Origin of the sequence: Paenibacillus sp. FSL H7-0442, assembly GCF_038593105.1 — a bacterium.
In the GTDB taxonomy this organism is placed as follows: domain Bacteria; phylum Bacillota; class Bacilli; order Paenibacillales; family Paenibacillaceae; genus Paenibacillus; species Paenibacillus polymyxa_D.
In genome coordinates, this window is sequence record NZ_CP151963.1 from 5,640,368 (window position 1) to 5,663,844 (window position 23,477).

Below are 23,477 nucleotides of genomic sequence, written 5' to 3' on the forward strand. Positions count from 1 at the left end.
CATAGTTTTCATTCCCAAATCCATACTGAATATATCTGTTGGTAATGGAGGCGGGAATTGTGGATAAAAGAATGAATCTGCTTATGTTCAGCGGCGATTATGATAAGGCAATGGCTGGACTGATTCTGGCAAATACAGCGCGGGAATTGGATGTGGATGTGACGATGTTTTTTGCGTTCTGGGGATTATCACTGGTTCGTGATCCCGAGAAGATGACGCTTGAGGATAAGACGATTTACGAGAAACTCATGGACTTGATGACGCCCAAAGGGCCTGAATCCTTACCGCTGTCCCATATGAATTTTAGTGGTCTGGGCAAACTGATGCTAACGGAAATGTTGGAAGACAATGAAGCCCCAAAGCTGATCCACTTCCTAAAAGGTGCCCGGAAGAAAAACGTCAAATTTTATGCCTGTAAGCTATCGGTGGATATTATGGGTTTTAAACCGGAAGAATTTATACCTGAACTGGAAATTATCGAGGCCAAAACGTATCTAAAAGATGCGCTCGAATCCGATATGCAGTTGTTTATATAGCATAGACTTGCGCCTTATCCGGCTGTTGGATGAGGCTTTTATTGTGACTAAATGATGACACTCGCCTATTTTTTTTAACCCATTCGGACCTACTTACGTACCCTAAGAAGACAGAACGACTTGGGAGGCGCCGTATGCTCATGGCTCGAATTGGAAGCAGTAATTGTAGGTATCAGCCTTCTAACGAGGCTTATTTCCAAAGGTATCGTGAAAGTACAATCGGATATCACCAGACCTTTGAATCTCCATATGGACAAAAAAAGCTGATTTATGCGGATTGGGCAGCCAGTGGCCGTCTGTATGGACCCATCGAGTCGAAAATAGCTCATGAATTAGGCCCTTTTGTGGCGAATACGCATACGGAGTCTAATTTGACAGGAACTCTGATGACCCAAGCCTATGAAGAAGCGAAACAAATCATTAAGGGCCACGTTCATGCCAATGAACATGATATCATCCTGTTCGCCGGGTCAGGTATGACAGGTGCAGTGAATAAGCTTCAGCGGCTATTAGGATTGAAAATACATGAAAAATTAAAGCCCCTCTACCCCATCGCCAAAAAAGAGCGCCCCGTTATTTTCGTTACACATATGGAGCATCATTCCAATCATATTTCCTGGGCAGAAACCGTTGGAGACGTTGTATGTCTTCCTCCGGGTCCCGGCGGGATTGTCGATCCAACTCATCTCGAACGACTGCTGCTTCAATTCCGGCATCGCCCTGTCAAAATCGGCGCCTTTACCGCCTGCTCTAATGTTACAGGGTTCGAAGTACCGATTTACCAGCTATCTCGCAAAATGCACGAACATGGCGGCGTTTGTTTCATTGATTTTTCAGCAAGCGCACCTTATGCCGAGATTAACATGCACCCCACAGATCCTCTCGAGAAACTGGACGGGATTGTATTTTCACCCCACAAATTTCTTGGGGGTCCCGGTACAAGCGGCGTTTTAATTATGGATTCGAGACTATGCCTTAGTTGTGCTCCGGATCAGCCCGGAGGGGGTACAGTTAGCTGGACCAATCCTTGGGGTGGATACGAGTATAAAGATAATACTGAAGCCCGTGAGGATGGAGGAACCCCTGCCTTTCTACAGGCCGTTCGAACGGCGCTCTGCATTCGGCTGAAAGAACAAATGGGATACAACCGCATGTTGGAGCGAAAAAAGGAACTGACATCATTATTACTAAAAAGCTTGAGTACCATACCAGGACTACACATTTTAGGAGGAAGCAGCCAAGAACGAATGGGAATCGTTTCTTTTGTTGTCGGTCCTATTCACTATAACCTGATCGTAAAACTATTGAATGATCGGTTTGGTATTCAGGTCCGGGGCGGCTGCTCTTGTGCAGGCCCCTACGGACATTATTTGCTGGGCATCGACCCCCAAACGTCTAAACAAATGACAGACCTGATCGATGCAGGAGACTTATCTCGAAAACCGGGCTGGGTGCGTCTGTCGCTCCATCCCATGATGACGAATCAGGAAGTCTCCTATATCGCCTCTTCCATACGGGCAATCGTAGAAAACATCGTGACCTGGCAAAAAGATTATACCTATCAACCAGAATCAAACGAATGGAGATCTATAAATGAACATAACAAAATAGACATCAGCAAATGGTTCAATTTTAGCGATTAAGAGACTCGTGTCCGTTCCCTTCTTTCAAAACTCTCATAGAATACTCTGTAGGATTACTATATGAGGAAAGAAGTGACGACAAATGGGTCTCAATTTTCGCAACAGTACCAATGCGGCTATCTTTGTGGTCTTTGCCTATCCGGACTTCAGCTGTACTCCTGTTAACTATTCTAAAGCAGGCTGGTACCGTGTTAACCCTGGACAGACTATTCAGGTTTGGAGCGGCTTCGCAGGAGGGAATACGTTCTTTTATTACGCTGAAGATGATTTTGGACGCGAATGGCGGGGTTCATATTTCACTCAAGTTCCTGAGAATGCCTTCAATTGGTGCTGGGATACAGGCTGTACCACTTGTAGAAGCGTGGGACTGCGGAGAATCGCAGTTAGTCCGTTCGTCTTGGACTACACCATCAACTTTGTAACGAGCAGCAGTCAAAGAAAACCTGCATCATCCACACTCCGCATGACATTGCCTTCCAAGGCAATCCAAGAGAAACCTATCCTGCGCAGAGTCCCTGCTAAACCTAAGAGACTAAAACAAGGTAAAACCCTGTTGCAAAAGCGCATCACGCATAAAAAACGGACAAAATAAAAAATGATCTGATCAGCTCATATATAGATTATTTTAGAGTTAAGAAAGGAGCGGCCATATCGCTCATGGTCTGCCCCTTTCTCCTTTGTCTACTGAGATCAATCCACCTATTTACTCTCGGATTCCCACTTGGATATCTCTTCACGAACCCGTGGTGCTACCTCTGTTCCCAATAGCTCAATAGCTCTCATGACATCGTCATGCGGCATCGTACCGACGGGCACGTGCAACAGAAAACGTGTAATGCCTACCTGTTTACGGAGATGAATGATTTTCTTGGCAACCGTGTCTGAATCACCTACATATAACGCTCCTTCAAAGCTGCGTGCGGCATCGAAGCTGGAGCGAGTGTAAGGGCCCCAACCGCGTTCACGCCCAAGCACATTCATGCTCTGCTGAGTGGAAGGGAAGAACTTATCCGCTGCCAGCTCAGTAGTCTCTGCGATAAAACCATGTGAGTGTGATGCAACCGGAAGCAGCGATGCATCATGACCGGCATGCCTCGCGGCTTTTTTATATAGTTCCACCAACGGGGCAAACTGTACAGGGCTACCCCCGATAATCGCCAGAACCAATGGCAAACCGAGCAATCCTGCACGAACCACAGATTCCTGATTCCCCCCACTCCCAATCCATACGGGCAACGGATTTTGAACTGGACGCGGATACACGCCCAAATTGTGAATTGCAGGCCGATGTCCGCCCTTCCAGGTGACTTTCTCGGATTCTCGGATTTTCAATAACAGCTCCAGTTTTTCATCAAATAACTCATCGTAGTTATCCAAATCATACCCAAATAACGGGAACGATTCGATAAAAGAGCCCCGGCCTGCCATAATCTCAGCTCGTCCATTCGAAATGCCGTCCAGTGTAGCAAAATCCTGAAACACACGTACGGGATCATCCGATGAAAGTACCGTAACTGCACTGGTTAATCGAATCCGTTGGGTCTGTGCAGCAGCAGCAGCGAGGATAACAGCAGGTGCAGATGCCGCATAATCTTTACGATGATGCTCCCCGACGCCGTACACATCCAGCCCTACCTGATCTGCAAGCACAATCTCCTCGACCACTTCACGTATTCGTTGTGCGTGACTGATAACCTCCCCCGTTTGGGGATCCGGCGTTGTTTCTACAAACGTGCTTATCCCTATCTCCACTTGCTCTACCCCCTATTTTCATGTTTCATTCTCATTCGGCTGCTTTCGAAGCCAATCATTTTAAAAACAGATATCTTTATATTGAACCTTTTTCGCATCTTTTTCAAGCTCTCCTTTTCTGAGTCTGAAAATCAGCCAAGGGAAGTGTCAAGATTCGCCGCAGGAAAAGAAGTCTCTTTGTCGAATATTGTATGGAACAAAGAAGTTTCCCATCCCCACACCATGAATACAACAAGGAGGCACTTACATTTATGGCTTTTGTTATTAATAATTTAAAGGATAACAGCAATGTTGCTATCACTGACCAATTAGGCGGATTTACGGTACTGGAATACATAACAGATTTGAGCTGCACCTCGGTTGCGGCTGCGCAAGACAATTACTATATGAGCAAAAGTAACATGCGCCGCAAGCAACTCATGATCGAAATCAACAATAGTGAGATTATGATGAAGGCGGGAGCCATGCAATATACTGTGGGTAGCATGGAAATGACTACCGGTGTAAAAGGCGTGGGAGGCTTAATGCGAAACTTGGTGTCCGGCGCTGTAACAGGGACAGGTGCCATTAAACCGCACTATAAAGGCACGGGTACCATTATGCTGGAGCCTACCTACCAATATATTTGGCTTATTGATGTCGACAATGATGATATTGCCATCGAAGACGGCTTGTTTTTGGCTTGTGACACGACGCTGGACATATCCGTCGTTGCACGTAGTAATCTTTCCTCTGCCGCACTGGGTGGAGAAGGGTTATTTAATTTAAGCGCCCGCGGAAAAGGAGTTCTGGCACTTCAAGCGCCAATCCCTTCCGAGGAAGCGGTCGTTATAGAATTGCAAAATGATGTGCTGAAGGTGGATGGTAACTTTGCCCTCATGTGGTCCAATACCTTACAGTTCACCGTCGAAAAATCTGGAAAAACCAAAATGGGCTCGGCTGCTTCCGGCGAAGGGCTGGTAAATGTGTACAGGGGAACAGGAACCGTATGGTTAGCGCCCTTATAAACAAAAAAAGGAGAAGCCCTCGGCTTCTCCTTTCTTACATTTTAATTCTTTTTTACAAACTCCGATTTTAGCTTCATTGCTCCAAAACCATCAATTTTGCAGTCAATATCGTGATCGCCATCCACCAGACGGATGTTTTTTACTTTGGTGCCGATTTTTAAGACGGATGAGCTTCCCTTCACTTTAAGGTCTTTAATGACAGTTACAGAGTCACCATCCTGCAGAATGTTACCATTCGCATCTTTGACGATCTTAATGTCTTCACTGCTTACCGCTTCTGACTCGGTAGACCACTCATGAGCGCATTCCGGACAAATGAAAAGACTGCGATCCTCATAAGTGTACTCTGAATTACATTCAGGACAATTTGGTAAATTAGACATGGTATTATGTACTCCATTCATTTTCAAATTCTACTGCTGTGCTAAGCTTCCCTGGATAGACCAAGCTTGCTCCAAGTCTTCCTTGGAGTTCCCTACAAGTATATTGGATAATCCGTCACGATTCCACTCATGGATGAAACTAATCTGAGTATTGTTGCACCTCATATGTAAGCGCTCTGTCTGCTGAAAATGTCCATAGGTGAACATATAACTAAAAACGGATGTTGCCTAGGTAGGCAGCATCCGTTTTACGGCACGTTTATTATGCTTGGATTTGCTTGATTAGTTCACTAATTCCTTGGCTAAGCGGTGTAAGGGAGCGTTTCAACAGCTTTTCAAAATCGCTGCTTACGACATCCAAGGCTCCTTCACGAATCGCTTGTTGAATACCAACCACAATAGGGATTGCTCCTTCTGGGACTCCCGCACCGAGCATAACCTCGGCATACGTAGCATCATCCACCTGCTGGACAGGAACGTTTTTGCCCAGAACCTCAGCAAGTACCGCTGCAAACTCTTCTTGGGTAATCGGCTTACCGGAGAGCTCGTATATTGTATTCTCATGTCCTTCACCAGACAAAACATTTGCAGCTGCTTGCGCATAATCTGCGCGGGTAGCCCAACCTACTTTACCGGACCCTGCCGAGGTTAGCCAAGGAGCACCCGCGAGTACGGATCGGATCGTGCCTGTCTCATTCTCCAGATACCAATTATTACGCAAGAAGGAATAAGGAATACCTGACTCGCGAATGAACTCCTCCGTAATGCGATGTACGGGCGCAAGAAATAGAGTGCTGTCAGCGGCATTGGCAGCGCTAGTATAAGCGATGAAGCCTACTCCAGCACGCACAGCAGCATCAACAGCCGCTTTATGCTGACGAATTCTAGTATCATTATCCCCGTCAGCGGATATAATCAGCAGTCGATCTACTCCAGCAAACGCTTGATCCAGCGTCTCCGGTTTATCAAAATCACCGTGACGAACGTCAACGCCACGAGACCGTAAGTTCTCTGCTTTTTCTGGATTTCTTACGCTAACAATAAGATCGTTTGCGGAGACAGATGTAAGCAACGTATCTACCACGATGGAACCCAGTTGCCCTGTTGCTCCTGTTAATGCGATTTTCATATGAAATCCTCCATTCAGATTTTATTTACTTTTATATAGTAACTAAAAATATAACACATGTCTAATTTAGAGTCTAAAGGTCTGCTTTGCGGGTAAGAGTGGGTAACCCAAACTTTCCCCTAGAGAAAGGAACATGTATATGAAGAAAGCTATGATCATTGTAAATCCCTCTTCCGGCAAAGAGGAATCCCTCCAACATGTCAGAAACGTAGAAGAAACTCTACGTGATCAAGGATACGTTGTTACGGTTAAAGAGACAGAGAAGGAACTGGACGCCACCCGTTTTTGCGTTAATGCGTGTGAGGAAGCTTGTGACCTAGTCGTTTCCATCGGTGGAGATGGCACACTTCACGAAACCATCAACGGTTTCATGGATCAAGACCACCGTCCAAGACTGGGGATTATCCCCCTTGGGACAGTCAATGATTTTGCCCGTGCCTTGCAAATTCCGCTAAGTCCCGAGCTGGCGATCCGTACACTGACTTCTGCCCGCGTGAAAAACGTAGATATGGGCCTCTTAAACGGCCGAATGTTTGCCAATGTTGTTGCTACAGGTTCGCTTGCTGAATCGCTATCAGCTGTATCGTCAGACGATAAATCCATGTTTGGCACATTTGCCTACTTCAAAGAAGGCATGAAAGAGCTTATCAGCCATCCAGCCCACTCACTTATCGTCCGCTATGATGACAAGACCTGGGAAGGAAAGTCCCCACTCTTTTTGGCCACGTTAACCAATTCAGTTGGCGGATTCGAGAAACTGGCACCCGATGCGACTGTTGACGATGGTCTGCTTCACTGCTTTATTTTTAAAAACCTCAACATATTGAACACCGTGACGGCCAGCATATCCTTATTTTTAGGCAACCTGAAGGATCATAGTGATATCGTTTACTTTACTGCAAAGCATGTAAGTGTCAGCTCCGCAGAACCGATAAGTACGAATGTAGATGGTGAGGAAGGGCCGTCTTTGCCTATCGAGCTTGGTATTTTACCGCGTCATATCGAGGTAATTGTGCCGGAAGACGTTTAAGTCATGCGGTGCTGGTCCTCAAGCTTGAGGATCATACTCGCTTAATTTCCCCTCGTAGATCAAATGGAATCGATCACTTTGCCGAAAATCGTCTGGCGTAACAAGAGCGGGCAGTTTGTTCCATATTTTTATGCCGGATCGCTGTAAAATTTCCGCGACGAATTGCGAACAAAAATAAGAATTGCTGAACTCGACTGGTTCTTTGAGTGCAATACCAATCAAACCCAGTAAGTTATACATATATTTTTGACGACTTCGGATAAATACATGTAAAACTCGCTTCATTTTTTCAACTTCACGGTCGGTTACTTGAAGCTGGTAGATAACACATGTTGTATTCGGAAATCTGCTGTATGTACCTGTCTTAATATCCTCTTTCACGAAACCACCATCCAGAGGGTTATTAGGGGTCTTTCTGCCGAAGCTGTATAACTCCGAAAGTTCCCGGTTGAAGGAAATGGAGGCGTGATTGTATGGCGCTCTCGTATAGCTTTTAATGACTCTCGTAAGAAACGTTCCCGTATTCGTAAGCAAGATAAAGACGGATTGATCTGCTACCATTTACGAAATTTCCCCTTATCAAGTTGGAATTATTCCTTCATAATAACATAGGAACCCTAATGGAACCCTATTTCGCGATAAGTTGGTGAGTGGTAATGGACAGTTCGATATTAACGTTAATCCTTATTTTTACAGCCTTATTGGTCATCCATCTGATTTACATAGTAGTAGTCAAAACACAACCAGACAAAGACTATGCAGGGATTGGGCTTCGCATCAAGACATGGTGGGGTATGTTCTTTATCTTTTGCTTGGCAACTCTTTTCAATCCGATTGTTTCACTGCTTTCCCTGATGGCACTCACCTTTTTTGCGCTAAAAGAATACTTTTCCATGATTAGATCCAGAAAAGCTGATCGCAGATTGTTTCTATGGGCGTACTTGGCGATTCCCGTACAATTTTATTGGATTTATATCGGGTGGTACGGAATGTTTATTGTTTTTATTCCTATCTATGTATTCTTACTGCTACCGCTCCCACGATTGATCAACAAAGGAACGGTTGGTTTTCTGCGCAGTGTCAGCTCGACCCAGTGGGGACTCATGCTGATGGTTTTCGGGTTGAGTCATCTGGCCTATTTTCAGTTTGCTACGCCACAATACGGAGCGAAACTTGTACTTTTTCTAGTGGTACTGACGCAGCTCAATGATGTCGTACACTATCTAGCATCACTCTATTTCGGAAAACGGAAAATCGTCCCGACATCCAATCCCAATATAACTTGGGAAGGCTTTGCATTCGCTTTTCCCGTAACTATAGCGGCTTCCTATTTCATCTATCCTTACCTGACGCCGTTTGACCTGAAATTTGGAATTATTTTCGGCATGCTGATCAGCTTGAGCGGTTTCTTTGGCAGTTTAACGGTTTCCGTGCTGAAGCGGGATTTATTAATCGGCGATGATGATAAGTTCGATGCTTTGAAAAAAAGCTATTTAAGCCGGGTGGATAGTTTGACCTACACCTCACCCGTCTTTTTCCACGTAATTCGTTATTTTTTTGACTTTATGTAGCGATTACCTCCGCAATACTCCGCTTCTCATCGGTTTCATTTTGGTTAGCCGGGGTAAGTACTACCGTACCGTAAGCAGTCCTTATCCTAGAAAACGATCTTGAGGAGGCGTTAGAAATGGCAGAGCACAATCATGTTGTGAATAAGGAAGGCGAAGTGGCCTTGAACAAGGTAGATGACGTATTAAATCGGATAGACGACAACAAAAAGGATGACATTCTGGGCAGCTTTGATTCATTCAAAAGTTATTTGAGCGACAAGATTGAAATGGCTCAAAATATTGGTTTGAATGAAGAATTGATCGCAAAAGCAGCTGAGAAGATAGCTGGATATCTGGCAGCCAAAGAAGAACCTCGAAACAGCGAGGAGAAGCTCCTCCAGGAGCTGTGGAAAGCGGGGGACAAGGAGCAGCAGCATGCGCTTGCCCATATGCTAGTACGCGTGGCTCAAACCTCGTATGAATAGTGATGATGAAACACAATATCTTGCTATGAAAAGGGCAGCCTATCCTCACCTAAGGATAGGCTGCTTTCGCGTTTACTACCGTTGCAGTGCGTTCCTGATTCTGCGAACCCCTTCGCGAATTTCATTTTCCTTTAGATGCCCATAGCCCATGAGCAGCCGGTTCCCTTCAAGCTGTGCCGCAAATACATTTTGACTATGGAGACATTTCGGCAAATCCTCTCGGAACGGGAACTGAAACTCTGCTACCAAATGTAAACCCGCCGATCGGCCACACACCCGATATTGCCCTGTAAAATGCTGCTCAAGGCTATCAAGCAGGACTTGACGACGCTTGGCATACACTTTCTTCATCTTATGTACATGTTTATGAAGGAGTCGCTTCCTGATATACCGACTCAACACAATTTGCTCCAGGCTCGCCGTCTGGTAATCCGCCAGTTGCTTTAAACGGATAAAATCAGCGACTCGTGACGAGGGAAGAACAATATAGCCGATCCGCAGCGCGGGGAATAATATTTTGCTAAACGTCCCGACATATAGCACCCGTTCTGGGTCCAGACTCTGCAAGGAGTGGACGGGCGCCCCGTCATATCGGAACTCACTGTCATAATCATCTTCGAGCAGAAGACATCCTGTCCGGGCTGCATACTGAATTAGCTCGATCCGCCTTTGGATCGGCAAGATACCCCCCAGCGGGAACTGGTGCGAGGGTGTCAGATATGCCAGTTTGGGGTGTTTCTTTTGCGGCAGATCGGCTGTTATAACTCCCGAATCATCAACAGTCATACTCCGAAGTGTGGCTCCTGTGGCCGCCAGAATGCTTTTTAAATCTTCATTTGTCGGTTCCTCTACCAGGGCTTCATCTCCAGCTGACAGTAACAGACGGGTGACAAGCTGAATCGCTTGTACTGCTCCGCTAGTGATTACAATATGTTCCGGGCTGACTTTCACTCCTCTGGTGTGACTCAAATAGTCGGCTAGCTCCCTGCGTAACTCAGGCTCTCCAGCAGGATCGCCATAACCTAGTGCCAGATCAGGAGCCTCTTTGCATACGCTCTGAAGCAAGTCAGCCCATGATTTGCGCGGAAATAATTCCAATGCAGGAAGGCCTGTCCGGAAGGAAATTACCGACATCTCATTTGAATATGCAGATTCCACTGCAGACGCAGACGCCTCGATAGGCGGTGCGGATACATAACCTGGAAGGACGGCCCCTTCGGCTACATAAGTTCCTGAACCTGAGCGCGCAATGGCTAAGCCTTCGGCTAGCAGCATTTCATAAGCTTCGAGGATAACATTCCGGGAAACGTTCAACTGTAAGGCCAGCACCCGGGTCGAAGGAAGTTTATACCCTGCATTCAGTTCTCCAGCTAAAATACGGTCCCGTATTGCTTGATATACCTGACGCAGCATCGGAACTGTCACATTCTTATCGATAGATAACCACATAGCTACCCCCCAAGCGGTACTGTCGAAAACCTCTTCAACTGGATCTACAAGTGCCCAGTTTCTATTGCTACAGTATATATCAATATCTGTACAAGAGGTGAGATAAAATGAACAAACCAACCTTTTCGACTTACATGGAATTAGTGATCGCCACTTCCATTGTCGGCAGTTCTGTGGTAGTCGGCAAACTGGTCGTGATGCAGCTGCCTGTTTTTTTATCGCAATCTGCCAGTCTGGCTGTTGCCCTTCTGTTCTTGGTACCCATTGTATTCATCAAGAAGTATTCATTAAGGATCAGCAAACGGGATGCCTTAATCCTGTTCATTCAAGCACTGGTCGGCATGTTTCTCTTCCGTGTCCTAATGCTGTACGGGCTGGCCTACGCCTCTGCTTCCGAAAGCGGAATTTTAACTAGCTTAACCCCAGCTATTGTTGTACTTCTTTCGTATGTGCTGCTGAGAGAAAAGATTACGCTCCGCCCCGGACTAGGGATTGCCTGTTCACTGCTCGGTGTTTTGGCACTACAAGTACCTCACATATCGGCGCTCTGGTTCAATGCTCCTAACGCAACCTCGTTCATTGGCCTGCTGCTTGTTCTGTCTGCTGTGTTCGGAGAAGCGGCACTGACAGTGTTACGCAAGATGCTATCCAGCCATGTCTCTTCCCTGCTTGGAACCATGTATATAACACTCTTTTCATTCCTCATGTTCCTGGCTTGTTCCTTTGTGGAGGCCCAACAGTTCAACTTTAACCACGTTGGTGTAGGGGAGATTGGGCTAGTCTTATATTATGGTATCTTTGTCACCGCATTAGGCTACGTATTATGGTTTAGGGGTGTATCAAGAGTACCGGCTAGTACAGCAGCTGTATACACGGGTTGTATTCCCGTCAGCACACTGCTGCTGTCCTATATCATCCTCCGTGAATCCTTCTCATTTGCTCATCTGGCTGGTGCAGGCTTTGTATTTCTCGGCATCATACTTATATCACGCGGTGAACGCCGCTGACTCACGCAAAGACCTTCTCAAAAAAAAGGCTCCCGGCTGAAACTTCGGGAGCCTCTTTTCTTTATTTTAGGTTCTTATCGCATTGAATTAATGCACCTGATCCAGCAATTGATATGCTTCTTCCTTCGTAGTAACTGCCAGAAGCGCCTCTCTGAAATGATCGTCCATCAGCTTACGCGATAACATTTGCAGCACTTTCAGATGCGCATTTTCCTTGCTGTTGCGCGGTACGGCAATCATAAAGATCAGTTTTGCTTCACTTCCGTCTGCACTATTCCAGTCAACACCGCCTTGCTTGATGCCAAATACCACGCTTGGCTTCAGGACAGCTTCCGATTTGCCATGAGGAATGGCAATATTCATTCCAATGCCTGTTGATCCTTCTTCCTCTCTGGCTAATATCGCCTGTTTGAAATCACTGGCAGAGCTTACAGCTCCAGTTCTCTCAAGTGCTCCGATCATTTCATCAACCACAGCATCTCGTGTCGTTCCTTCCAGATCCAAATTAATCAGATCCATCGTTACAATATCCGTCAGTTTCTCAATGTGAATGCCTTGCGAAGACACGGCTGGCCCGTTACTTGTGACAGTTGTTGAAACTGATGACTCCGCAACGGCCGTTGTAGTAATCGCAGATTGTCCAGCTCCTGTGGTAGAATGTCCAGGCATCGCTTCCCCAGCAGCATCCGGAGTTACAGTTGCTGCAATATCTTTTTTCAGCAAGCTCACCAGGACAACCGATACGGCTACGCCGACAATAACGGCAATGAAGAACATAAGCACATGGTCCACTGCACCAAGTACAGCTACAATCGGTCCACCGTGAGCTACCTTATCACCTACATTTCCCAACATGGCGATGACAGAACCGACCATGGACCCTACCATAATACTGGGAATAACACGCAGTGGATCTTGCGCCGCGAATGGAATCGCACCTTCGGTAATCCCGAACAACCCCATCGTGAATGTTGCCTTCCCGGCCTCGCGTTCCGCAGGTGCAAATTTACGTTTGTTGATCATCGCTGCAAGTCCCATCCCAATCGGCGGAATACAAATCGCAACGGCGATTGGCCCCATAATTTCATAATTCCCTTCGCCGATCATGGCCGAACCGAATAAGAAAGCAACTTTGTTCACAGGGCCGCCCATATCAAAGGAGATCATCGCACCTAGAATCAATGCTAGTAGAATTGAACTTGTACCTTGCATACCTGCAAGCCAGCCCGTTAAAGCTTCAAACAATTGTGCGACTGGAGCACCAATCACAAAGACAAAGATTAATCCAACAATTAACGATGCCAATACAGGGATAATAATAATAGGCATGATCGGCTGTAACGCTCGCCCAACCTTCATTTTCCGAATACCCAGTGCAACATAACCCGCCAGAAAACCAGCGATAATCCCGCCGATAAATCCGGCCCCCGCCTCACTTCCATAAAAACTGCCGTTCGCAGCAATGAATCCGCCAACCATACCCGGTGCAAGCCCCGGTCTATCCGCAATACTCATTGCGATAAATCCGGCGAGGATCGGTATCATAAAGGTAAACGAAGCTGAGCCGATATCCTGAACCGTCTTCCAAAATGAACCGTCCGGTATAACCAGACCGCCTGGTGTCTTCTCACCGCCAATCGTCAACGCAATGGCAATGAGCAATCCCCCAATGACGATGAAGGGTACCATATAGGACACACCGTTCATCAAGTGTCGGTAGATGGGATTTTGTTTCGGTTTGTTCTCCTGTGAGCTACCTTCGGCAGTACGTGACTCTGCTTGGTGCACAGGTACATTCCCCTTCATCACCCGCTGGATCAATTCTTCTGGACGGCGAATGCCATCCTGTACGCCAACGACCAGCAGTTTCTTACCGACGAAGCGGTCTTTAACCACCGTTTTATCCGCTGCAATAATAATGCCATCTGCCTCACGGATATCCTGCTCGGTCAGTTGATTTTCGACTCCAATGGAGCCTTGCGTCTCGACCTTCATTTCGATGCCCAGCTTTGCTGCTGCCTTTTGCAGATTCTCAGCTGCCATATACGTATGTGCAATTCCGTTAGGACATGAGGTAATCGCTAATATCTTCATAGTCATTCCCCTTCTCTCTGTTGTTTCCGCTTACATTGATAGTATAAACGCCTATCTTGCTGTTATCGGACGAACTTTTTACCGGAACTTTCGGAAAAACGGAATTATACCGACAAAAAGCAGGACTTATCTATAAGTCCTGCTCCAGAGTACAGCTTTTGATTTTAGTTTATCCCTTCATTCTCCCTAATAATCTCATCGCATCAGTCTCCTTAGATAAAGCATGAACCAAAGCAGGCTGCTCACTGATCAGGGACAATTCCTTGAATAACTGGCGCATCTCTTCCCGCCCATCCTGTTTAACCGCAAGCAAGAACACAAGCTCTACTTTCTCGGTCCCCCAGGTAAGCGGCTGCTTCAAGGTAGCGATTACAATAGAGGACTGCCTTATCCACTCAGAACCGCCATGCGGGATGGCTATGCCTCCCCCAATCGTCGTAGCCGACATTTTTTCTCGCGCCAGTACGCTGTCCACATAACCGGGCTCCACATATCCTTTGTCCTCCAGTATTTGCGCCAGCTTGGAGATCAATTGTTCCGGATGCTGCACTTCCTGCTGGGGAAAGACCAAAAAAGGTGTTGTATATTTAAAAAATACAGATTCGTCTGCCGCCCTATGTTCCGGCTCATCCAGTCGTCGGATCACTTGCTCCAATCGACGCTCGTCCTTGGCATCCAGCAAGGGAGAGACGAGAATGTGCGGAATGTTCATCTCTGGGAGATCTACAGTGGTAATGACGAGATCCACCTCCTGGGCTGCCAGATAGTCCTGGACTTCTGCTTTGGAAAGGGTGGTCTCCACATGTACAGCCGGAAATTTACGTTCCACCTTGGTGCGCAGCAGTTGGGACATACCGATGCCCATGTGACACACGATAATGGCTCTCTGGGGATGACTCTCTTTCCGGTGCAATCGCTCCACAGAAGCCTGAAAATGCAGCGTTAAATACGCCGCTTCCTCCTCGGGGAATGATAGCCGGACCCATCTCCCCACCTCTTCCAGCGTAATAATAACTCGGTCGAACATGTAGGGGTACATCTTCTTGATCTCGGCCAGCATAGGATTGGACACGGTCAACCCATATTGAAGACGGTTCAGGGTCGTATATAAATGGACATTCAATCCTTTCAGCAACATCTTGTCCTTGGAAAAGGCAATCATATTCAGCTCGGACATCCGCCGGACTAACTGCTCAATCAACTCAGGCAAAAGCGGGTGGCTATCTGCCAGCTCACCTTGTTTTCCTGTTCTTTCCTCCTGCTGGTAACGGAACTTCCCGCTAAGCAGGTGCAGAGTTAAATACGCTGTCTCTTCCTTGGAAAAAGGCACGGCAAACAACTTTTGCAACTGCTGCAAAAAAGACATAGCCCATGTAAATTCGCGTCTCTCCTGCAAAAAGGCAATGTCCTGCTTGGAGAGGGAAATGGGTTGTCCCATCTTGGTTCGTTTGACCATTAAGAGGATATGCAGCATTAGAGCTTCGAAAGCTTCGTCAGTAAAGCTGAGCTCATTGCGTTTTTGCAATGCTTTTAATTCATGATTTATGGTTGTAATCTCGTGCGATTCAAACTGTTTGCGCATCAACTGTCCTGTTAACTCAGGACTGTCAATCAGCTGGTTCATCCGCGCCAAAGCGATGCGCTTATTTTTCTCAGAGCCTTGAATGGTTAAGCCTACGCGCTGCTTGGTAATTAAGGCCAGATTAAAGCTGTGCAGCCAGCCATCAATCTTCTCCATATCTCTACGAATTACCGTCTTGTTCACATAATACTGTGAAGCTAGATCCTGGATGGTCACAGGCTTGGCATTCATCAAGAGCCGATAGGCGAGATGCAGTACCCTTTCCTCATCCGACTCATGTTGGGCTGTACTCTCGTCCGCATACAGTCGATGGAACAATTCATTCTGATCTGCTTCACCCATCTCTAGATAAATGCCGCGTCCCGGCCTTCTCACCAGATTGGCATCAGAATGCTTAACGATATAATCTTCAATTACTTTCAGATCGTTGCGGATCGTCTTTTCAGAGCAGTCGGTCAGATCTGCCAAATCCTGCGCTAACCACAACCGGTCTGGTTCAGTTAACAACATGCGTAAAATTTCCATTTGCCTTTTATTCATTCCATTCTCCCATCTTCCAAGTTAAAGAATGTCCAGGGCATTTCGAGCTATATTTTTGCTGGTTTTGTGTTGACTTTAAGTATACTCCAAGTAGTACATTTAAAGCATGGTGGCCGCCAAATTTAAGAATAATGAAAAGAGGAATCATTCATGACCATTGGGAAAACAGTTCTTATTACTGGGGCCAACAAAGGCATCGGGTATGAAACAGCCAGACAATTGGGCGGTATGGGTTTTACAATCCTGGTTGGCTCACGGAATGAGCAGAGCGGCCGGGAAGCGGTGGCTAAGTTGGCTAATGAGGGAGTAAAAGCCCGATTGATTTTGTTAGACGTGACGAATCAAAGTACGATTGATTCCGCTGCCCATCAGATCAAACAAGAATCCGGTTCCCTTGATGTACTCATCAACAATGCCGGCATATCTTTGGGAGGAGCCACTCCTCCAAGTCAGTTCTCTTTAGACGATTTAAGAGAAACGTATGCAACGAACTTTTTCGGTTTGGTCGCGGTGACGCAAGCCATGCTGCCTTTATTGCAAGAATCTCCATGCGGTAGAATCGTTAATTTGTCGAGTGGCCTTGGTTCGTTAACCTATAATAGCGATCCTGAGCATGAGCATGCACAGTTTAATTTGCTTGCCTACAATAGCAGCAAAGCAGCGGTTAATATGTTCACCGTCACCCTTGCCAAAGAATTCAAAGACTCACCTCTCAAAATTAATTCGGCTGACCCTGGCTTTACCGCCACTGACTTAAACGGCTTTACAGGACCGGGTTCGGTACAACAAGCTGCTGCTGTCGTTGTACGTTTAGCCGTTTTAAATAATGACGGGCCGTCAGGAGGATTTTTCGACTCGAATGGAGAAGTGCCTTGGTAATCGTTACAGTGAAGGAGTGGGGTACTTTGCAGGAAATTCCGGAGACGATAACCTCTATTCGTCAAGCTGCAGAACTAACAGGTTTAACAGAGGATACCATACGCTATTACGAGCGAATTGGCTTGCTGCCTTATGCAGAACGAAAGGCTAACGGACATAGGTTCTACAGTAGAGATCAGATTCTGGGGATTATCTTTTTAACCCGATTAAAAGCCACTGGAATGACCATAGAGGAAATGAAGCATTATCGAGAACTTTCGATGCAAGGCAACAGCACCATTCCGATTAGACACTCCTTACTTGAAAAACATAATCAGAAGATTCAACAAGAAATCTCCAGACTGATGGAGACCCAAAAAATTATTGAATATAAGCTCAGCCATTATCGCGACCTCTCTACCAATCCTGATCTTAGCGACACGAATTGTAACCCTACAACACCCAGCACCAATCCCCTTTTTTAAGGGGTTTTTTATTGCTTTATCCAAAAAGAAGGTCGATCATGTTGTACAATGATCAACCTTCTTCCTACCCATGCTCCCCCGCTTGATTCACCTCATCTATCATTTCTGAGAACGATTGATATACTCTGATTTGACCAATGCGCACATGTAAAGATCATCATATTTCCCGGACGTAAATTCATATTGGGAGAGGAGCCCTTCCTGCCGAAAGCCTGCTTTTTCGAGCAAACGCAAGGATTGTGCATTCTCTGGCTCTACTAGCGCCTGAATGCGGTTCAATGAGAGGGTATTAAACCCATAGTCGATTACAGCTGCAAGTACCTCCAACATTAACCCTTGGCCCCAATAGTCTCTGGACAATTCATAGCCCATTTCTGCCCGGTGATGACGTTGGTCCCAGTTATGAAACCCGCAAGAACCGATGATTTTACCTTCATTCGTTTGAAGAGCCCAGCGTATTCCCTGATCTGTCTCAAAAATCCGATCATACCAACTGATCTCATCCAGTACATCCTGTTCAGACTCAAACGGGCTCAGTCCATAAAACTTCATAACCTGCTCATCTGAAAAGTATTCCAACATGTCCTTGCTGTCCGTCGCTACCATTTTTCGTAATACGAGACGTTCGGTCGTTATAACCGGAAACTCACCTTTCACATTCTCACCTCTTGCTGCCTTGTTCGCTTCTGCCAGCTCTTCTTGCATACCCATACCTCCCGAGTCTATCGTTACTTTCTTCTTCCAATTATAGAGTAAATGAGAGGAAGGGATATTTATAATAATTTCTTTGTTTATAGAATGTTTTCCTAAACATGGATTGTAAAATGACCGTTAATATAAGGAGTGTGTTTTTAATTATTAAGAAGAGGTGTATTTTTTGGACGAACAGCACGTACCACACAACCCGCAGGAATCCTCAAGACAGATGTACATTCGGCATGGTCAAAATTATGGGGTAGATCCCAACAGGATGGCGGCGTTATCAAAAACGTACGGGAATTCTACTCTGTTTAGACGGTGGGGAGCAACAGTTTTTGATTGCATATTTTTTTATCTTGGGTATATTTGTTTCTTTATCTCTGTCATTCAAATAACGGATAGATGGTTTTGGCCTTTAGCGATTGCATCCCGTTGTATTCTGCTTATTGCTTTCTTCAGCTATTATTTGCTTTTGGAAGGTTACACAGGCTATACGCTGGGTAAGTTCGTCTTTCGTATTAAGGTGGTTACCGGGGAAGGTAAGCCTCCTGGTTTTCTTAAATCACTCATTCGTACGCTGCTCAGGCTAATCGATACCAATCCGTTGCTAATGGGTGGGATACCTGCTGGTATCAGCGTGTTAGTAACTGCATCAAGACAACGAATTGGTGATTTAGCTGCAGGTACATATGTTGTAAAGGTACGGGATTTAGAGCCGATTAGCAAAAAGACAATGAAACGTTCGCTGTTTATATTTTTTACCGCCATGGTGATCTTGGGAGCCTCGTTTGTAAATGCTATTTTTATACTGGCAAATAGTTACGCGCCTCCTGAAGCTCCAGTGAGCAAGAAAGAGCAAAGCTATGTGAGTAAAGATGGACGATTTCAAATCACAGCCCCACTGGACTGGTCAACAGATCCGGACCGTGAAGGAAAAGCAGAGATTGCGATATTTAATCCGTACATTCAAAAGTCCGTTGTGGTACTATCCCACTCAAAAAAGAAATTGGGCAATATAACTCTCCAACAGTATGGTAAGAAAGCTGAAAATAACTTAACCAAAGAGTGGAACCTGTCCAGTGTAGGACCTGTCTCTAATACAACCATTCATGGATATCCTGCCCTTGAGTTCGCGATTAAAGGTAAAAAAGATGTGGATAAATATATCACCCACGTAGCGATTATAGAGACCGAAAAGGATTACTACCAGGTGCTAGGATATGCCCCAGCGTCTAAAGACGGCCGTTTAAAGAAAGAACTGCACGACATTATCTATAGCTTCCGCGAGGTTCATCATTAGACTGCGGAGCTGGTGAAGGATAGGAACAGACTCGAAAAGCAGGGACTCTTCAGAGTAGCCTGCTTTTTGGGTATATTTCAAAGATACCTTAAAACTCACATAGGAAAATCTAAAAAGCATAGTGTGCTGAAATGAGATTTCTATCACTTAAAATTAAAATTAAATATAGGTAATCCGTTAGTATAATCAACTTCTATAAGTACACTTTCAAAATCTATTATATATATCAATTCTTTTACTGGGGTTTCTTTTGTTGGACGTTCTAATTCTAGTGCAAAGGAAAAAAGCTCTAAAAAGTCAGCATCTAAACCATGACTATTCGATTTATATTTGACATGATCTACATCTTCCTGTTTGACAAGTATAAAATCTGAATTATTGATCGTCTCTACTATACGTTTTTTTTCTACATGATTAACTAGATCATCATTATCTCCTTGGAAAGATAAAACCTGTGTATTTCCATGAAAACCTTTATACAATGTTTCTAAGTTTAAATCTAGCCTATTTGGTATTATTTTTTTAGCAATATAGTCGAATTCAATAGCAAGTGTTGAATTTCCTACATCTACATGCAAAACCCTACTATTTGATAAAAACGCCGGCTCTATCCAAGCTGAGTTGTCTACCAAATATGAAAATAAATTAGGTGCTAGCCTATTACTTAAGTGCAATAAATATGCCCCATGAGAATGTCCGTACCCAATTATTCTCGCGGGATTAAATATTAGATTATTTCCCTTCAATATGATTTTAACTGCCTCTACAGAACTAATGATATCTATTGCCTGCATATAGCTCATATCATTAAATTCCTCTATACTTTCATCTATATTAGCAATCACAGGAAGTAAAATGTTTTTTTTAGATAATATGCTTAATAAAATAGAAGAGTCTTTATTTATTTTCTCCAATTCATCTACTGTAAGAATGGAGTGAAGAATTTCGGGATTTTCCAACCTATAATGATCAACTGACGATTTCATATATGAACTTCCAAAATAACTACACTGAATCGTTACCATATTATATTTATCCGCAAATACTTTTCTCATTTTCACATAAACTTTGGAATCAATATTACCTCCAAACCCCGATACGAAAATAATCAATCCTGTACTCTCAGTAACTCCATTTTGTGGAACAGAAAAGTCAATTCGTAATTCTCGATTAGAGTTCCCCGTGTATATATTATAATGAGCTGGAATATTAATACTATGCTGTTCTGACATAAATTCCCTCCTAAATAATATTCAATCTCTTTTTCCATTACTATAATTAAAAAACGAATAAACACACAAAGAGAGGATGCTTATTTAATGACACCCTCTGATAGATTTATCGTAATACGCAGCGATTTCATTAAATCTAATTTTTTAATGGCCTGAACCGCACTACAAATAATCGTTCCATCTCACAGATCTATGATCAAAAGATCTAAACGCTATGTAACCAGCCAATTGTGAAACGGTTGCATTCCTATGATAAAATGGACTGACATGCTCGGCGACCTGCCTTATCATATTGTTCAGATGCACAATAAATTGGAAACCCTTTCATAAAGGTAGTACATTAAGGTACACTATATCACGATAGATAAAGGAGGAATCCGGATTTGTTTCAGCTCTCCGAAAAACAAGCCCAAGACATCGTAGACAAAATGATGAAGGATATTCCATACAATATCAATATAATGAATGAACGAGGCATCATCATTGGCAGCGGCGAGAGTGAACGAATCGGAACCATTCACCAAGGCGCTGTTCAGGCGCTCGAAACCGGGAAAATGATTGAAGTGTGGCAGGACGGCCACTATGAGAAAAGGGGAACCAACGAACCGATTGTCATTCATCATGAGTTAGTTGGCGTGATTGGTATTTCAGGCAATCCTGATGAAGTGCGTCCTTTTTGCAATATTGTTAAAACTACAGTATCTCTCCTGATCGAACAGCGCATCTCATTGGAGCATCTGGCCTATGAAGCCAATCGCAAAAAATCTGTGCTGGAAATGTTATTGAATCATCAGGGAGCCTATACGCAAAAAATAAAAAAAGAAGCAGCTCAATATCACATTGATTTGCTTCTAAAAACTTCGGCTGTATATGTAAAGTATCTGCCTGCTGATCCAGCTCATTTAGCCGAGTTGTCCAATATATTCATGCAGCATCCATCCTTTCGTATGGAGGAAGATTGTTATCTCGTCCTAATACAAAATCAGGAACCGACAGACAAACTGCTAGAGCCACTTGTGCGCAGCCATCCCGATGTGCTGATTACGGTCAGCAGACAAGAGCACAACATTGCGGATGTTTATATGCAAGCCAAGTCAGCTATGAATGTTTTACTGGCTTTGCGCCCGCCTGTGCAAAAAATTTCTTTTGCGGAAGTCGAATTTCTGGTCAAATTGAGTCAAACGAACCTGACGAACACGATCTATCTGGTGAGCAAGCTGGAGGATACCGTGGATTTGCTGGATACGCTGCGAAGCTTTATTAACCATAACGGCAGTGTCTCCTTTACGGCAGATGAATTAAACATTCACCGAAATACGCTGCAATACCGCCTGAAGCGCATCCATACCTTAACTGGTAAAGATCCCCGGAATCTCCTTCAGCTTTTTGAGCTTACGCACGGCTTATTGGCACTGTATCAATGAACAGCTGTTTCACGCCCCTGACCATACGCCAGAAATATCATGTATCCGCTCGCCGCACTCCCAATTTCTCAGTCAATCCGGCTTTAGCTAAGCTCGGGATTACAGGCGAGCGCTCGTATTATTCGGTTCACTTCTCGCTGAATTGAAGTACTCTTGCGATATTCTCGCACGTACGCTCTACGTTTTGCGGCCCTTCGGCCAGCAGCTTACCGAGCTCCGAGGCTCCCGGTACGATGCCGAACACCGCATCTATTCCTTCCTTGTACAACGTGTCGATCCCTTCCCCGATATAACCTGCAACCGCAATAACCTTTTTGCCAGACTGTTTGGCCGCCTGAGCTACTCCATAAGGAGTTTTACCGAATTTAGTCTGAAAATCAATACCGCCTTCCCCCGTCAAAACGATATCGGCCGTGGCGAGCTTTTGTTTTAAACCGGTGTATTCAATCACAATTTCAATGCCTTTTTGCAGCGCCGCTTGAGTGAAAATCAATAAGCCCGCACCCAATCCACCTGCTGCGCCTGCGCCTGGGAGATCGCGCACATCCTTGCCTAGTTGCTGCTTCACCACATCGGCATAATGGGCAAGATTGGCATCCAATTGCTGCACCATCTCCGGGGTTGCCCCTTTTTGTGGCCCGAATACTTGAGAGGCCCCATGCTCTCCGCACAGCGGATTTGTCACATCACAGGCTACAATCAGTTGTACCTGCTGCAACCGGTCATCCAGTGATGAAATATCGACACTGGCCAGCTCGCCCAGACTACCGCCACCGCGCGGAAGAGTATTGCCTGTTGCATCCAGAAATCTGGCGCCCAGTGCTTCCGCCATTCCTGTACCGCCATCATTCGTCGCGCTTCCGCCAATGCCGATGATAATTTTTCGAATTCCCTGGTTCAGACATTCACGGATTAACTCCCCTGTACCGTAGGTGGTTGTCTTTAACGGGTTCTTGTTATCCTTGTTAACCAGATGGATTCCACTGGCGGATGCCATCTCGATTGCCGCCGTGGTGCCGTCTCCCAGCAAGCCGTATGCAGCAGTTACAGGTTCTCCAAGTGGTCCTGTCACCTCAATATAACGAACCTGTCCGCCTGTCGCATCCACCAGTGACTGCACCGTTCCTTCACCGCCGTCCGCCATCGGTACGTGGACGTAATTCGCTGCTGGATAGACCTTGCGCAGTCCTTTCTCCATCGCGATACACACTTCTTTAGCCGTCATGCTTTCTTTAAAAGAATCTGGTGCCAGGACAAATGTTTTCTCTCTCATCTTCTCACCCCATTGTAAA

The 23,477-nt window shown here is 45.3% G+C and carries 22 protein-coding genes; 12 read left to right on the forward strand and 10 right to left on the reverse strand.

Features of this window, described 5'->3' with window-relative positions; all coding sequences use genetic code 11:
- The first annotated feature begins 59 nt into the window (after positions 1-59).
- From MHH57_RS24980 to MHH57_RS24990, 3 genes are all read left to right on the forward strand, one after another.
- Positions 60-536 carry a DsrE/DsrF/DrsH-like family protein gene (locus tag MHH57_RS24980; RefSeq protein WP_029518856.1) on the forward strand — a complete coding sequence of 159 codons (477 nt, stop codon included), beginning with the start codon at positions 60-62 and terminating at the stop codon, positions 534-536.
- A gap of 134 nt (positions 537-670) precedes the next feature.
- The gene (locus MHH57_RS24985; protein ID WP_342434658.1) at positions 671-2,179 is read left to right on the forward strand and encodes an aminotransferase class V-fold PLP-dependent enzyme; all 1,509 of its coding nucleotides are present in this window, start codon (positions 671-673) and stop codon (positions 2,177-2,179) included.
- Positions 2,180-2,261: 82 nt separating this feature from the next.
- The gene (locus MHH57_RS24990; protein ID WP_029518858.1) at positions 2,262-2,771 is read left to right on the forward strand and encodes a DUF1036 domain-containing protein; all 510 of its coding nucleotides are present in this window, start codon (positions 2,262-2,264) and stop codon (positions 2,769-2,771) included.
- Positions 2,772-2,878: 107 nt separating this feature from the next.
- Here the strand turns inward: MHH57_RS24990 and MHH57_RS24995 are convergent, their stop codons facing one another.
- Positions 2,879-3,931 carry an LLM class flavin-dependent oxidoreductase gene (locus MHH57_RS24995; RefSeq protein WP_069012299.1) on the reverse strand — a complete coding sequence of 351 codons (1,053 nt, stop codon included), beginning with the start codon at positions 3,929-3,931 and terminating at the stop codon, positions 2,879-2,881.
- A 251-nt stretch (positions 3,932-4,182) separates the two neighbouring features.
- Here MHH57_RS24995 and MHH57_RS25000 point away from each other — a divergent pair, with 251 nt between their 5' ends.
- The gene (locus MHH57_RS25000) at positions 4,183-4,938 is read left to right on the forward strand and encodes an AIM24 family protein (RefSeq protein WP_029518860.1); all 756 of its coding nucleotides are present in this window, start codon (positions 4,183-4,185) and stop codon (positions 4,936-4,938) included.
- Positions 4,939-4,979: 41 nt separating this feature from the next.
- Here the strand turns inward: MHH57_RS25000 and MHH57_RS25005 are convergent, their stop codons facing one another.
- On the reverse strand, positions 4,980-5,321 hold the full coding sequence (locus MHH57_RS25005) for a zinc ribbon domain-containing protein YjdM (RefSeq protein ID WP_029518861.1): 342 nt from the start codon (positions 5,319-5,321) through the stop codon (positions 4,980-4,982).
- A 262-nt stretch (positions 5,322-5,583) separates the two neighbouring features.
- On the reverse strand, positions 5,584-6,450 hold the full coding sequence (locus MHH57_RS25010) for an SDR family oxidoreductase (protein WP_342434659.1): 867 nt from the start codon (positions 6,448-6,450) through the stop codon (positions 5,584-5,586).
- Positions 6,451-6,589: 139 nt separating this feature from the next.
- Here MHH57_RS25010 and MHH57_RS25015 point away from each other — a divergent pair, with 139 nt between their 5' ends.
- The gene (locus MHH57_RS25015) at positions 6,590-7,480 is read left to right on the forward strand and encodes a YegS/Rv2252/BmrU family lipid kinase (protein ID WP_340933730.1); all 891 of its coding nucleotides are present in this window, start codon (positions 6,590-6,592) and stop codon (positions 7,478-7,480) included.
- 18 nt (positions 7,481-7,498) lie between these two features.
- Here MHH57_RS25015 and MHH57_RS25020 read toward each other — a convergent pair whose 3' ends face one another.
- Complete coding sequence (locus tag MHH57_RS25020; protein ID WP_039271982.1) at positions 7,499-8,041, reverse strand: hypothetical protein; 543 nt, start codon at positions 8,039-8,041, stop codon at positions 7,499-7,501.
- Between the two features lie 95 nt (positions 8,042-8,136).
- Between MHH57_RS25020 and MHH57_RS25025 the strand changes: the two genes are divergently transcribed.
- Positions 8,137-9,051 carry a phosphatidate cytidylyltransferase gene (locus MHH57_RS25025; protein WP_165145549.1) on the forward strand — a complete coding sequence of 305 codons (915 nt, stop codon included), beginning with the start codon at positions 8,137-8,139 and terminating at the stop codon, positions 9,049-9,051.
- 116 nt (positions 9,052-9,167) lie between these two features.
- Entirely contained in the window at positions 9,168-9,515 is a 348-nt protein-coding gene (locus MHH57_RS25030) for a DUF3243 domain-containing protein (protein ID WP_318627769.1), read from the forward strand.
- Between the two features lie 75 nt (positions 9,516-9,590).
- Here the strand turns inward: MHH57_RS25030 and MHH57_RS25035 are convergent, their stop codons facing one another.
- On the reverse strand, positions 9,591-10,964 hold the full coding sequence (locus MHH57_RS25035; protein ID WP_069012305.1) for a PLP-dependent aminotransferase family protein: 1,374 nt from the start codon (positions 10,962-10,964) through the stop codon (positions 9,591-9,593).
- 107 nt (positions 10,965-11,071) lie between these two features.
- Between MHH57_RS25035 and MHH57_RS25040 the strand changes: the two genes are divergently transcribed.
- Positions 11,072-11,971 (forward strand): DMT family transporter, encoded by a 900-nt coding sequence (locus tag MHH57_RS25040; protein ID WP_069012306.1) that lies wholly within the window; start codon positions 11,072-11,074, stop codon positions 11,969-11,971.
- A gap of 87 nt (positions 11,972-12,058) precedes the next feature.
- Here the strand turns inward: MHH57_RS25040 and MHH57_RS25045 are convergent, their stop codons facing one another.
- On the reverse strand, positions 12,059-14,065 hold the full coding sequence (locus tag MHH57_RS25045; protein WP_342434660.1) for a PTS fructose transporter subunit IIABC: 2,007 nt from the start codon (positions 14,063-14,065) through the stop codon (positions 12,059-12,061).
- Between the two features lie 169 nt (positions 14,066-14,234).
- Positions 14,235-16,187, reverse strand: coding sequence for a BglG family transcription antiterminator (locus MHH57_RS25050; protein WP_342434661.1), 1,953 nt, complete (start codon positions 16,185-16,187; stop codon positions 14,235-14,237).
- Positions 16,188-16,337: 150 nt separating this feature from the next.
- On the opposite strand from MHH57_RS25050, the gene MHH57_RS25055 reads away from it, so the two are divergent.
- Together MHH57_RS25055 and MHH57_RS25060 are read left to right on the forward strand one after the other, a co-directional pair.
- Entirely contained in the window at positions 16,338-17,066 is a 729-nt protein-coding gene (locus MHH57_RS25055; protein ID WP_342434662.1) for an SDR family oxidoreductase, read from the forward strand.
- A complete protein-coding gene (locus tag MHH57_RS25060) occupies positions 17,060-17,530 on the forward strand; it encodes a MerR family transcriptional regulator (protein ID WP_342434663.1) in 471 nt (156 codons plus the stop codon). Before MHH57_RS25055 ends, MHH57_RS25060 begins: the two co-directional genes overlap by 7 nt.
- Before the next feature lie 99 nt (positions 17,531-17,629).
- On the opposite strand, the gene MHH57_RS25065 is transcribed toward MHH57_RS25060, so the two are convergent.
- Positions 17,630-18,187 (reverse strand): GNAT family protein, encoded by a 558-nt coding sequence (locus tag MHH57_RS25065; RefSeq protein ID WP_039272193.1) that lies wholly within the window; start codon positions 18,185-18,187, stop codon positions 17,630-17,632.
- Between the two features lie 211 nt (positions 18,188-18,398).
- On the opposite strand from MHH57_RS25065, the gene MHH57_RS25070 reads away from it, so the two are divergent.
- Positions 18,399-19,529 carry an RDD family protein gene (locus MHH57_RS25070; protein WP_342434664.1) on the forward strand — a complete coding sequence of 377 codons (1,131 nt, stop codon included), beginning with the start codon at positions 18,399-18,401 and terminating at the stop codon, positions 19,527-19,529.
- Positions 19,530-19,672: 143 nt separating this feature from the next.
- Here the strand turns inward: MHH57_RS25070 and MHH57_RS25075 are convergent, their stop codons facing one another.
- The gene (locus MHH57_RS25075) at positions 19,673-20,761 is read right to left on the reverse strand and encodes a DUF2920 family protein (RefSeq protein WP_342434665.1); all 1,089 of its coding nucleotides are present in this window, start codon (positions 20,759-20,761) and stop codon (positions 19,673-19,675) included.
- A gap of 383 nt (positions 20,762-21,144) precedes the next feature.
- Here MHH57_RS25075 and MHH57_RS25080 point away from each other — a divergent pair, with 383 nt between their 5' ends.
- On the forward strand, positions 21,145-22,185 hold the full coding sequence (locus MHH57_RS25080; RefSeq protein ID WP_209950091.1) for a sugar diacid recognition domain-containing protein: 1,041 nt from the start codon (positions 21,145-21,147) through the stop codon (positions 22,183-22,185).
- A gap of 127 nt (positions 22,186-22,312) precedes the next feature.
- Here MHH57_RS25080 and MHH57_RS25085 read toward each other — a convergent pair whose 3' ends face one another.
- The gene (locus tag MHH57_RS25085; RefSeq protein WP_069012311.1) at positions 22,313-23,458 is read right to left on the reverse strand and encodes a glycerate kinase; all 1,146 of its coding nucleotides are present in this window, start codon (positions 23,456-23,458) and stop codon (positions 22,313-22,315) included.
- Positions 23,459-23,477 lie beyond the last annotated feature (19 nt).